We start from the raw sequence: 12840 nt of genomic DNA, 5'->3' as shown, positions 1-12840 counted from the left end.
GCCGCAGTGCTGCGGCCCGGCAGCCGGGCGCTACAGGATCGGCGAGAACAACCGCGCCACGTGCATCAGCACGCGCCGCAGCGCGCTTGCCTGCCTGTACTCGTTGCGGTCGATTTCGAGCGACTCCGCGAAGTCCTTCAACAGCATCGCTTCGACATCTTTGGCGAAGCCGCGGTCCACCGTCAGCACCATGATTTCGAAGTTCAGGCGGAACGAGCGGTTGTCGAGATTGGCGCTGCCGATTGCCGCGGCCACGCTGTCGATCAGCACGACTTTCTGATGCAGAAAGCCCGGCTGGTAGCGGAAGATCCTGATGCCCGCGCGCAGCGAGTCATACGCATACAGTTTCGAGGCGGCGAACACCACGCGGTGATCGCGTCGGCACGGAATCAGAATGCGGACATCCACGCCCCGTAGCACCGCCAGTCGCAGCGCGGAGAACACGGCTTCGTCGGGGATCAGATAAGGTGTGGTGATCCAGATCCGCTCGCGCGCCGCGTTGATCGCTTCGACGAAGAAAAGCGAGCAGGTCTCCTGCTTGTCGGCCGGACCGCTCGGCACGACGAGGCAGTGCATGCCTTCGTCGCCCGGTTGGGAGGGCGGCATATCGAACTCGGGCAACTGCTGGGTCGCCCAGTGCCAGTCTTCGGTGAATACGAACTGGATACTGGCAACCGCCGGCCCGCGCACTTCGATATGCGTATCGCGCCATGGGGATAAAGGGGGCTTGCTACCGAGATATTCGACGCCGACGTTGTGTCCGCCGACAAACGCGCGTTCGCCGTCCACCGAGACGATTTTGCGGTGATTGCGGAAGTTGAGCTGCAAACGGTTGACGAAGCGGCGATTGGTAGCAAACGGATGCGTCTCCACGCCCGCCGCGCGCAACGCCGCCACATAGCGGTGGGGCAGATCGAAGCTGCCGATGCTGTCGTACAGGAAGTAGACGCGCACGCCTTGCTGCGCCTTGGCGATCAGCGCGTCTTTGAGCATTTCACCGAGCGCGTCGTCGCGCACGATGAAGAACTGCACGATCACATAGTTGCGTGCGCCTTCGATCGCCTCGAAGATCGCCTCGAAAGTCGCCGCGCCATTCACCAGCGTGCGTACGGCATTGCCCGGCAGGAACGGCATGCCGCCTAGGCGTGTGAGCGAATGCACGAGCCTGACGCCAAGCGCCTGGGTGGGCAGCCCCCCGGACGAAGCCCGGGTGTCCCATTCCGGAGGATGCGCACGCGTGCGCAGCAACTCGTTTTCGACGCGGCGAGCGTCCGCGTAGCCTTCGAATTTGCTGCGGCCGAGAAACAGGTACGGCACCAGTGTCAGATACGGCATCGCGACCAGCGACACGGCCCACGCAATCGCGCCTTGCGATGTGCGGGTGTTCAGAATCGCGTGGCATGCCGCAATGCCCCCCAGAATGTGAGCGAGGGCGACCAGCGGGCCGATGTGAAGCAGGTCGAATTGCATAAGCGGAAGAAGGGTTGGCAAAGCGCTGCCGCGGCTGCCTCACGGCGCAGCGAACAGCTGACCGCGCCCATCTTACCGAACGTGAGTGCGTTGGGGGGCGTGACTCACGAGGGACACGCGGGGGACACGCGCGGCAAGCAGTGAATGGCTTGCCGCGCCCGCGTCGAGGATGCAGCGATAAAGCGTCAGACCGGCAGATCCGCGGCCTGAATCAGGAACACGTTGTCGTCGCCGGCGCTGGTCGACAACCAGACCAGATCGAGGCCGCCGAATGCTGCTTCGACGTTCGCGCGCTCGTTGCCGATTTCAACCACCAGCACGCCGTCTTCGGTCAGCCAGTTGCGTGCTTCGCTGATGATCCGGCGCACGATATCCATGCCGTCCGCGCCGCCTGCCAAAGCCATGTCCGGCTCGTGCTTGTATTCGGCGGGCAGCTCCTGCATCGAGGTGGCGTTCACATACGGCGGATTGCTGAGGATCACGTCGTAGCGGCGCTCGGCGAGCGGCGCGTACAGATCGCCTTCGAAGAGGGCGACGCGGTCGTCGAGCTTGTAGTCCGTGACGTTGCGCGTCGCGACTTCCAGAGCGGGTGCGGAGAGATCGACCGCGTCGATATCCGCGTTCGGGAACGCATGCGCCGCGAGGATCGCAAGGCAGCCGGAACCGGTGCACAGTTCGAGTACGGCGCTCACCTGTTCGGGATCTTCAACGTACGGTTGCAGACCGTCCTGCAGCAATTCGCCGATGAAGGAGCGCGGCACGATCACGCGTTCGTCCACGTAGAAGTGGAAGCCGTGCATCCACGCTTCCTGCGTGATGTAGGCCGCCGGCACGCGCTGGCTGGCGCGGCGCTCGATCACGTTCAGCACGGCGTCTATTTCTGCCGCGGAGAGACGCGCGTCGAGAAACGGCTCCAGCAGATCGAGCGGCAGATGCAGCGTGTGCAGTATCAGATAGGCGGCTTCGTCGTAAGCATTGGCCGAGCCGTGGCCGAACGAGAGCTCAGCCTGGTTGAAGCGCGACACCGCGAAACGCAGCAGGTCGCGGACGGTGGAAAACGGGAGCGTCATCGCGGAAATTCCTTGGTCAGGCAATCAGTTGTTCGAGCACGCGGCGATACACGTTCTTCAGCGGCTCGATGTGTGCGACTTCGATATGTTCGTCGATCTTGTGGATGCTGGCGTTCAGCGGGCCGAATTCGACCACCTGCTCGCAGATGCGCGCGATGAAGCGGCCGTCCGAGGTGCCTCCGGTGGTCGACAGTTCGGCCGTGATGCCGGTTTCGTCCTTGATCGCCCTGGCCAGCGCGTTCGACAGGTCGCCGCGCGGCGTGAGGAACGGCAGGCCACTTACGGTCCATTGCAGGTCGTATTCGAGCGTGTGCTTGTCGAGGATCGCATGCACGCGTGCTTGCAAACCCTCCACCGTGCTGGCCGTCGAGAAGCGGAAGTTGAACATCACGTCCGCATGGCCCGGAATCACGTTGGTCGCGCCGGTGCCGCTATGGATATTCGACACTTGCCACGTGGTGGGCGGGAAGTATTCGTTGCCCTCGTCCCAGCGTTCGGCGACCAGTTCGGCCAGCGCGGGCGCGAGCAGATGCACCGGATTCTTCGCCAGATGCGGATAGGCGATATGGCCTTGCACGCCCTTGACGATCAGCTTGCCCGACATCGACCCGCGCCGGCCGTTCTTCACCATGTCGCCGAGTTGCTCACTCGAAGTCGGTTCGCCGACGATGCAGTAGTCCATGCGCTCGCCGCGCGCCTGCAGCGCTTCGACGACCTTGACGGTGCCGTCGGTGGCGGGACCTTCTTCGTCGCTCGTGATCAGGAACGCGATCGAGCCGCGATGCGCGGGGTGCGCCGCGACGAATTCCTCGCTTGCCACCACGAAGCCGGCGATCGACGTCTTCATGTCCGCCGCGCCGCGGCCGTACAGCTTGCCGTCGCGATGGGTCGGCTCGAACGGCGCCGAGTGCCATTGTTCGAGCGGGCCGGTCGGCACGACGTCCGTATGGCCGGCGAACGCGAGCAGCTTGCCGCGCGTGCCGTCGACGCCGCGTTTGACGGCCCACAGGTTGGTCACGCCGTGCGATTCGATCGTCTCGTGCTCGAAGCCGATGGCGGACAGGCGCTCGATCAGGAGGCGCTGGCAATGCTGGTCGTCGGGCGTGACGGACGCGCGCGCGATCAGTTGTTCGGTAAGGGCGAGGGTGCCGGACATGGATTCAGTACAAGCCACTGTGAAATGAAAAAATGCCGGCTGGCGGTTGAACACCGCAGCCGGCAACAGCTTTTAAGCAACGCGGCGAGGCCGCGCTTTACGTCTTGTTGCGTCTTGTTGCGGTCGATCTTCGCGCCCGGTCGTCAGGTTCGACCTTCGCGTCCGATCTTGTGCCTCAGATCAGGCAAACAGCGCTGCGTATTCGTCCACGGAAAAACCGAGCGACTTGACCCGCCCGTTGACCACCAGCACCGGCCGCTTGATGACAGACGGCTTGTGGATCATCAACGCGATCGCGCCCGACTGCGTATCCGCGGCCGCTTTCATGTCGTCGGACAAGCCGCGCCACGTGGTGCCGCGACGGTTCAGCAACGCGTCGAGCTTCACGTCTTTCAGCCAGTCCTGAACCAGCGGCTCGGTCACGCCGTGCTTCTTGAAGTCGTGGAACTCGAACTCGACGCCGTGTTCTTCCAGCCACACCCGCGCCTTCTTCACGGTGTCGCAGTTCGGGATGCCGTAGGCGACGGTCTTGGTGCCGCGTGACATTAGTCGCCTCGCAGCAGCTCGTTCAGGCCGACCTTCGCGCGCGTTTTGGCATCGACCTTCTTGACGATCACGGCGCAGTACAGGCTATGCGAGCCGTCCTTGGACGGCAGATTGCCCGCCACCACCACCGAGCCCGCCGGAATGCGGCCGTACGTGACTTCGCCGGTTTCGCGGTCGTAAATCTTGGTGCTCTGGCCGAGGTACACGCCCATCGAGATCACCGAGTTTTCTTCGACGATCACGCCTTCCACCACTTCCGACCGCGCGCCGATGAAGCAGTTGTCTTCGATGATGACCGGATTGGCCTGCAGCGGCTCCAGCACGCCGCCGATGCCCACGCCACCCGACAGGTGGACGTTCTTGCCGATCTGTGCACACGAGCCGACGGTGGCCCACGTGTCGACCATCGTGCCTTCGTCCACATAAGCGCCGATGTTGGTGTACGACGGCATCAGCACGACGTTCTTCGCGATGAACGAACCGCGGCGCGCGATGGCGGGCGGCACCACGCGGAAGCCGCCGGCGGCGAAATCTTCAGCGGTGTAGTTGGCGAACTTCGACGGCACCTTGTCGTAGAACTGCGAGTAACCGCCGGCCGGCATCGGCGCGTTGTCTTCCAGGCGGAACGACAGCAGCACGGCTTTCTTCAGCCATTGATTGACGATCCAGTCGCCGTCCTTCTTTTCAGCGACGCGCAGCGCGCCCTTGTCCAGTTGCTCGATGGCGTGGGCGACGGCTTCGCGCACGTCGGCCGGCGCGGCCTTCGGCGACAGGTCGGCGCGGTTTTCCCAGGCGGTATCAATGATCTGCTGAAGTTGTTGCGACATATGCGTGCTTTTCTGAAGAGTTGAAGTCTGAAGAAGGGAATGCGGTGCGCGGGGGTGCTGAATACGAAAACTCGCGAAAAACTCAACCCGCGAGCGCGCGGCAAAAATCGACGATCCGTTGTGCGCCTTGCGTGCATTCGTCGACATCGGCGACGAGCGCCATGCGCACGAAATTGCGGCCGGGGTTCACGCCGTGCGCAGTGCGCGCGAGGAACGAGCCCGGCAGAACCGTCACATTATAGTCGGCGTAGAGGCGCTGGGCGAACTCGGTGTCCGAGAGGCCCGTGCGCGACACGTCGGCCCACAGGTAGAACGCGGCGTCCGGCAGGCGCACGTCGAGCACCTCGGCGAGCATCGGCGTCACGGTGGAAAACTTCTGCACGTACTTCGCGCGGTTCTCGCGCACGTGCGTTTCGTCATTCCAGGCCGCGATGCTGGCATGCTGGAACACCGTCGACAAGGCCGCGCCGTGGTATGTCCGGTATAGCAGGAAAGCTTTCAGGAGCGCTGCGTCGCCTGCCACGAAGCCCGAGCGCATGCCCGGCACGTTCGAACGCTTGGACAGACTCGACAGCATCACGAGCCGCTCGAAGCCGCGGCCGAGCGTGTGGGCCGCTTCGAGACCGCCCAGCGGCGGATTGGCTTCGTTGAAATAAATCTCCGAGTAGCACTCGTCCGACGCGATCACGAAGCCGTAGCGGTCCGACAGCGCGAACAGCTCGCGCCAGTCGTCGAGCGTGAGTACCGCGCCGGTCGGATTGCCCGGCGAGCACACGTACAGCAGCTGCGTGCGCGCCCAGATGTCGGCCGGCACCGCCGAATAGTCGCAGGCGAAGTTGCGCGCCGGATCGCTATTGACGAAATACGGCTGCGCGCCGGCCAGGATCGCCGCGCCTTCATAGATTTGGTAGAACGGGTTCGGACAGAGTACGATCGCAGGCTCGCCTGCAGCATTCCGTTTTGGGTCGATCACCGTTTGTGCAAGCGCAAAAAGCGCCTCGCGCGAGCCCGACACCGGCAGCACCTGGGTGGCCGCATCGACCGGCGGCAGGTTGTAGCGCCGGGTGATCCACTTTGCAATCGATTCGCGCAACGGCTGCGAGCCGATCGTCGCCGGGTAGGCGGACAAACCGCCGAGCGAGGCGACCACCGCGTCGCGAATCAGCGTGGGCGTGGGATGTTTCGGTTCGCCAATGCCGAAGCTGATGTGCGCGAGGCCGGCCGGCGGTGTGACGTCCTTGAAAAGCGCGCGGAGCTTTTCGAACGGATAGGGCTGAAGGGAATCGAGTAGCGGGTTCACTGGGCGGATCGAGCCTGATCGAAGATGGGCGCAGAGGAATGCTGGGCACACATGCTGACCGTAAAACGCGTGAAACACGCGAAAAGGGCGGCAGCGGCGGCGAGCGGATGATTATAGCGTGGCAGCGCCCGGCGTAAGACGGGGCGCAACCCGCCAGGCAGCGCAGGCAATGCGACGCAGCGGGAACGACGCGAACCGCAGACGGTTCGCGCAAAAAAGAAGCAGGAGCAGCAATGTACGTGGCAGCAATGGCGACATTCGGACGAAGCGGGCGCGAGGACGCCGCCGTCGGCAACCCACCCCGCAACAGCAGCAACTGCCGCGGGAGTCACACATCATGACCAACTGGCTTCGTCATGGCTGGCCGACGCTCGCGATCATGCTGGGCGCCTCGGTGTGGGGCATGATCTGGTATCCGCTGCGCATGCTGGCGGCACTCGGAGTGACCGGCACGGCGGCGAGCGCGCTGACGAGTTGCGCCGGTTGCCTGTTTGTCCTGCTGGTACGCTACCGCTCGCTCAAAACGGTGCGCTGGCACTGGCTGCTGCCGGCCTTGGCGCTGGCGGCCGGCATCACCAATCTCGGCTTCGTGTGGGGTTCGATCCATGGCCAGGTGATGCGCGTGCTGCTGCTGTTCTATCTCACCCCCGCATGGACCGCGCTGTTCGCGCATTTCATCCTGCACGAACGGCTGACCTGGGCGGGCGCGGGCCTCGCCGCGCTGTCGCTGGCCGGTGCGATGACGATGCTGTGGTCGCCGCAACTGGGCATTCCGGTGCCTGGCAACCTTGCCGAATGGGCGGGTCTGGCGGGCGGCATGGGCTTCGCGATGAGCAATGTGCTGATTCTTAAAACGAGCCGGGTACTGCCTGAGATGAAGCCCGAAATGCGCACCGCGACGATCTTCGGCGGCGCGGCGATTTTCAGCGCTTTTGCGTCGCTGTTCGAAGCAATGCCCGCACCGCCCGCCGGCGCGCATCTCGGCACGGCCGCGCTGCTGGTGCTCGGCCTCGGTTTGCTGCTGGCGTCGAATAATATGCTCGTGCAGTATGGGCTCGCGCGCGTGCCGGCCAATCGGGCTTCGATCATCATGCTGTTCGAGATCGTGGTCACGGCCTTGTCCGCCTGGATTTTCGCGGGCGAGTCGCCGGGCCCGCGTGAATGGGCCGGCGGCGTATGCATCGTGCTGGCTTCCGCGCTGTCCAGTTGGGTGCACCGGACCAAGGTCGTACCCCCTGATCCGTCGATTCAGGATGTGGGCCTTGGCGCCGACGATGGCGCAGACCGTCAGGACGGCAAGAACCGCTCACGCGCGATGGTATGATTGCCCCTCATTAGCCGGCGCACGCTTTACCGCGTGCGCTTGGCGCCCGTTTCGAGGGGTTTCGCGGGCCGTTTCGCTGCATCGGCGAACGGCTGGCGCGGTCTTCACGAGCCACCTTTTATTTTCCCTTTTCAAACAGCGAAATCGCCGTGCGTCTGACCTCGATCAAACTCGCTGGCTTCAAGTCATTCGTCGATCCTACGCATTTCCAGGTACCGGGCCAGCTAGTCGGCGTGGTCGGGCCGAATGGGTGCGGCAAGTCCAACATCATCGACGCCGTGCGCTGGGTGCTCGGCGAATCGCGCGCTTCCGAGCTGCGCGGCGAGTCGATGCAGGACGTGATCTTCAATGGCTCGACCGCGCGCAAGCCGGGTAGCCGCGCCAGTGTCGAACTCGTGTTCGACAACGCCGACGGCCGCGCCGCCGGGCAGTGGGGCCAGTATGCCGAAATCGCCGTCAAGCGCGTGCTCACGCGCGACGGCACCTCGAGCTACTACATCAACAACCTGCCGGCGCGCCGCCGCGACATTCAGGACATCTTCCTCGGCACGGGCCTCGGGCCCCGTGCGTACGCGATCATCGGGCAGGGCATGATCGCGCGCCTGATCGAGGCGAAGCCGGAAGAGCTGCGCGTGTTCCTCGAAGAAGCCGCGGGCGTGTCGAAGTACAAGGAACGCCGCCGCGAAACCGAGAACCGTCTGCACGACACCCGCGAGAATCTGATCCGCGTCGAAGACATCGTCCGCGAACTCGGTGCGAACCTCGAGAAGCTCGAGGCACAGGCGATCGTGGCGACCAAGTACAAGGATTTGCAGGCCGACGGCGAAGAGAAGCAGCGTCTGTTGTGGCTGCTGCGCAAGAACGAAGCCGGCGGCGAGCAGGAACGCCAGCAACGCGCGATCGAACAGGCGCAGATCGACCTCGAAGCGCAAACCGCGAAGCTGCGCGAAGTCGAAGCGCAACTCGAAACGCTGCGCGTCGCGCATTACTCCGCCAGCGACGCAATGCAAGGCGCGCAGGGTGCGCTATACGAGGCGAACTCGGAAGTCAGCCGCCTCGAAGCCGAAATCAAGTTCATCGTCGAATCGCGCAATCGCGTACAGGCGCAGATCGCGGCGTTGACCGCGCAGCGCGAGCAGTGGCAGTCGCAAGCCGAAAAGGCGCAAGGCGATCTCGAAGACGCCGAAGAACAACTCGCCGTCGCCGAGGAAAAAGCCGCGCTGGCCGAAGACGAAGCCGCCGCCAGGCATGACGCGATGCCGGCGCTCGAAGCGCGCTGGCGCGATGCGCAGACCGAACTGAACGCCGAGCGCGGCGGTATCGCGCAGACCGAACAGGCACTCAAGCTCGAAGCCGCGCATCAGCGTAATGCCGATCAGCAATTGCAGCAGTTGCAACAGCGTCACGAGCGGCTGAAGTCGGAGGCGGGCGGGCTGGATGCCCCTGACGAAGCGCAGCTCGAAGACCTGCGCATGCAGCTCGCCGAGCACGAAGAAATCCTGCATGACGCTCAGGCACGTCTGACCGATGCTCAGGAAACCCTGCCGCGTCTGGACGGCGAACGCCGTAGCGCACAGGAGCGTGTGCAGTCGGAAAGCGCGCAGATTCACCAGCTCGACGCGCGCCTTGCCGCGCTCAAGCAACTGCAGGAAAACGTCCAGACCGAAGGCAAGATCCAGCCGTGGCTCGAAAAGCACGAGTTGAGCGGCCTGCCGCGTCTGTGGAAGAAGCTGCATGTCGAAGCCGGTTGGGAAGCCGCGCTCGAAGCGGTGCTGCGCGAGCGGCTCGCCGCCCTGGAGGTGTCGAACCTCGATTGGGTCAAGGCGTTTGCCACCGATGCGCCGCCCGCCAAGCTCGCGTTCTACGCCCCGCCGGCAGCCGGACAGCCGGTCGCCCCGCCGGCGGCTTTGCGTCCGCTGCTGTCGCTGGTTCGCATCGACGACGCAGGCATTCGCGCGGTGCTGAACGACTGGCTCGGCCTCGCCTTTGTCGCTGACGACCTGCAACAGGCGCTCGCCATGCGCGCGCAATTGCCGGAAGGCGGCTCGTTCGTCGTCAAGGCCGGCCACGTGGTGACGCGGGTCGGCGTCCAGTTGTATGCCGCCGACTCCGAACAGGCCGGCATGCTGGCCCGCCAGCAGGAAATTGAAAATCTGGGCCGCCAGGTGCGTGCGCAAGCCTTGCTTGCCGATGAGGCGAAGGCCGCCGCAATCCGTGCCGAAGCCGCGCACACGCAAGCCGCGCAAGCTTTGACCGATGTACGTCAACAGTCGGAGCGCGCGACGCAACGCGTGCACGCCTTGCAGATGGACGTGCTCAAGCTCGCACAAGCGCACGAACGCTACACGCAGCGCAGTACGCAAATCCGTGAAGAGCTCGCGGAAATCACCGCACAGATCGAAGAGCAGCGCGCATTGCGCGGCGAATCGGAAGCGAACTTCGAGCGTCACGACGCCGAACTCGCCGAATTGCAGGCGCGTTTCGAAGACCACCAGTTGGCCTTCGAAGCGCTCGACGAAGCACTCACCGCCGCGCGCGCCCAATCGCGCGATCTCGATCGGGCCGCCACCGACGCGCGCTTCGCCGCGCGCAACATGGCGAACCGCATCGACGAATTGAAGCGCAGCATCCAGGTTGCGCATGAGCAGAGCGAGCGCGTCGCCGCGTCGCTGGACGATGCACGCGCCGAGCTCGAAACCATCAACGAGCAAACCGCGCATACCGGCTTGCAGGACGCGCTCGATATTCGCGCGGTCAAGGAAGAAGCGCTGCACGCCGCACGCCTCGAACTGGACGACCTGACCGCCAAGCTGCGTGCCGCCGACGAAACCCGTTTGACCGCCGAGCGTGCGCTGCAGCCGCTGCGTGACCGCATCAACGAATTGCAGTTGAAGGAACAGGCCGCGCGCCTGAACGGCGAGCAGTTCATCGAGCAACTAGCGGCAGCCGGCGTCGATGAAGCGCAATTGCAGGCCAAGCTCACCCCGGACATGAAGCCGTCGTACCTGCAAGGCGAGGTCACGCGGATCAACAACGCGATCACGGCGCTGGGCCCGGTCAACATGGCCGCACTCGACGAACTCAAGGCGGCGAGCGAGCGCAAGTCGTTCCTCGATTCGCAATCGGCCGACCTCAACAACGCGATCGAAACGCTGGAAGACGCGATCCGCAAGATCGACGGCGAAACGCGCACCTTGCTGCAAGGCACCTTCGACGAAGTGAACCGTCATTTCGGCGAACTGTTCCCGCGTCTCTTTGGCGGCGGCCAGGCGAGGCTGATCATGACCGGCGACGAAATTCTCGACGCCGGCGTGCAGGTGATGGCGCAACCGCCGGGCAAGAAGAATTCGACGATTCACCTGTTGTCGGGCGGCGAGAAGGCGCTGACCGCCACCGCGCTGGTGTTCGCGATGTTCCAGCTGAATCCCGCGCCGTTCTGTCTGCTCGACGAAGTGGACGCGCCGCTCGACGACGCCAACACGGAGCGTTTCGCGAACCTGGTGCGCGCGATGTCGGACAAGACCCAGTTCCTGTTCATTTCGCATAACAAGATCGCGATGGAAATGGCGCAGCAGCTGATCGGCGTGACCATGCAGGAGCAGGGCGTGTCGCGGATCGTTGCTGTCGACATGGAATCGGCCGCCGGTTTCGCCCAGAATATTGTTTGAGTTTCGTTTAAGTTGAGCATCGCGGGTGTCCGCGTTCAGCGCAGCGGCCACCGGCCGCGCGACACGTGGGGCGGGCGCATAGCCGCGCAGACAGAAGAATTGCTGATGGAGCATGCATGGACGAGTTGACTCTCGGTTTGATCGGCGCGGGCGCCGTGGTGGTCGGAGGCGTGGTCGTGTACAACGCGTGGCAGGGTGCGAAGGTGCGCCGCAAGATGCCGCGCCCAATGCCGGCCGATACCGCCGAAAGTTTCGCGCGGGACGATCAGGAGGAGCAGAGCCCGTTCATCGAACCGGCCCGGCCGACCACGCGTCGCGAACCGGTAGTGGGTTCAGAGACGGCTACGGAAACGGCGTCGGCGCGGGTCGAGCCGACGTTTGGCGCAACCGCCGCGCCGCTCGATACGCCGGCCGATATTCAGGCCGAGATGACTACGCCGAACGGCTATCCGGAAGCGGAGGGCTTTGGTGAAGCCGAAGGCGGCCAGGCAGCGCCGACCGGCAACACTGAGAAAGCCGACGAACCGGTCGAGCCGATCCTGCCCGCTGCCACGACGATTTCGTCGGCGCCGCCGGCGATCGTCGATCGCCGCATCGACTGCATCGTGCCGGTTCGTCTGAACGGCCCGGTAGCCGGCGAAAAGGTGATTCCGCTCGCGCAGCGTCTGCGGCGCGCCGGGAGCAAGCCGGTGCATATCGAGGGCAAGCTCGAAGGTGGCGCGTGGGAGTTGCTGCAAAACGGCGCGCGCTATGAAGAGCTGCGCGCGGCCGCCCAGCTGGCCAATCGTAGTGGGGCGCTCAACGAATTGGAATTCTCGGAGTTCGTGACCGGCGTGCAGCAGTTTGCCGATGCGCTCGACGCGTCGCCGGAATTCCCCGACATGATCGAAACGGTTGCCATGGCGCGCGAGCTCGACGGCTTCGCCGCGCAGTGCGACGCGCAGTTGTCGATCAACGTGCTTTCCGACGGCGCGCCGTGGTCGGCCAACTATGTGCAGGCAGTCGCGTCGCAAGACGGCTTGCTGCTCTCGCGCGACGGCACGCGTTTCGTCAAACTCGACGCGAAGCAGAGCCCGGTCTTCATGCTGCAATTCGGCGACACCAATTTCCTGCGCGACGACCTGACTTACAAGGGCGGCCAGATGATCACGCTGGTACTCGACGTACCGGTCGCCGATGAAGACATCCTGCCGTTCCGTCTGATGTGCGACTACGCGAAATCGTTGGCTGAGCGTATCGGCGGACGGGTGGTCGACGATGGGCGCCGTCCATTGCCGGAAACCGCGCTCCTCGCCATCGAAAAGCAGTTGATGACGCTCTACGCGAAACTCGAACAGGCGGGCATTCCGGCGGGGTCGCCCGCCACGCGGCGCCTGTTCAGCCAGTAACGATTCTGTTTTTTGAGGTTGTACGCAACGGCTGCACGATGTGCGGCCGTTGCCGTTCTGGACGATGACGAACGTACGAAACCGGCCATTC

General features: G+C 64.3%; 9 protein-coding genes. 3 read left to right on the top strand and 6 right to left on the bottom strand.

Annotation, left to right across the window (positions count from 1 at the left end; genetic code table 11):
* Positions 1–30: 30 nt before the first annotated feature.
* The 6 genes from cls to dapC form a co-directional block, all read right to left on the bottom strand.
* Positions 31–1470: a cardiolipin synthase gene (gene cls / locus ACAX43_RS08675; RefSeq protein ID WP_370707989.1), complete on the bottom strand. Its 1440-nt coding sequence runs from the start codon at positions 1468–1470 to the stop codon at positions 31–33.
* 185 nt (positions 1471–1655) lie between these two features.
* Entirely contained in the window at positions 1656–2540 is an 885-nt protein-coding gene (gene prmB / locus ACAX43_RS08670) for a 50S ribosomal protein L3 N(5)-glutamine methyltransferase (protein WP_370707988.1), read from the bottom strand.
* Positions 2541–2556: 16 nt separating this feature from the next.
* A complete protein-coding gene (dapE, locus tag ACAX43_RS08665) occupies positions 2557–3696 on the bottom strand; it encodes a succinyl-diaminopimelate desuccinylase (protein WP_370707987.1) in 1140 nt (379 codons plus the stop codon).
* 180 nt (positions 3697–3876) lie between these two features.
* The gene (locus ACAX43_RS08660; protein ID WP_370707986.1) at positions 3877–4242 is read right to left on the bottom strand and encodes an ArsC family reductase; all 366 of its coding nucleotides are present in this window, start codon (positions 4240–4242) and stop codon (positions 3877–3879) included.
* Entirely contained in the window at positions 4242–5069 is an 828-nt protein-coding gene (gene dapD / locus ACAX43_RS08655) for a 2,3,4,5-tetrahydropyridine-2,6-dicarboxylate N-succinyltransferase (RefSeq protein WP_370707985.1), read from the bottom strand. Before dapD ends, ACAX43_RS08660 begins: the two co-directional genes overlap by 1 nt.
* An 82-nt stretch (positions 5070–5151) precedes the next feature.
* Positions 5152–6369, bottom strand: coding sequence for a succinyldiaminopimelate transaminase (gene dapC / locus ACAX43_RS08650; RefSeq protein WP_370707984.1), 1218 nt, complete (start codon positions 6367–6369; stop codon positions 5152–5154).
* 337 nt (positions 6370–6706) lie between these two features.
* Between dapC and ACAX43_RS08645 the strand changes: the two genes are divergently transcribed.
* From ACAX43_RS08645 to ACAX43_RS08635, 3 genes are all read left to right on the top strand, one after another.
* On the top strand, positions 6707–7693 hold the full coding sequence (locus ACAX43_RS08645; RefSeq protein WP_370707983.1) for a DMT family transporter: 987 nt from the start codon (positions 6707–6709) through the stop codon (positions 7691–7693).
* 149 nt (positions 7694–7842) lie between these two features.
* The gene (smc, locus tag ACAX43_RS08640; RefSeq protein ID WP_370707982.1) at positions 7843–11361 is read left to right on the top strand and encodes a chromosome segregation protein SMC; all 3519 of its coding nucleotides are present in this window, start codon (positions 7843–7845) and stop codon (positions 11359–11361) included.
* 116 nt (positions 11362–11477) lie between these two features.
* On the top strand, positions 11478–12749 hold the full coding sequence (locus tag ACAX43_RS08635) for a cell division protein ZipA C-terminal FtsZ-binding domain-containing protein (protein ID WP_370707981.1): 1272 nt from the start codon (positions 11478–11480) through the stop codon (positions 12747–12749).
* Positions 12750–12840: the final 91 nt, after the last annotated feature.

It is taken from the genome of Paraburkholderia sp. IW21, assembly GCF_041321145.1.
In the GTDB taxonomy this organism is placed as follows: domain Bacteria; phylum Pseudomonadota; class Gammaproteobacteria; order Burkholderiales; family Burkholderiaceae; genus Paraburkholderia.
This window is presented reverse-complemented; position numbering and strand designations above follow the sequence as displayed.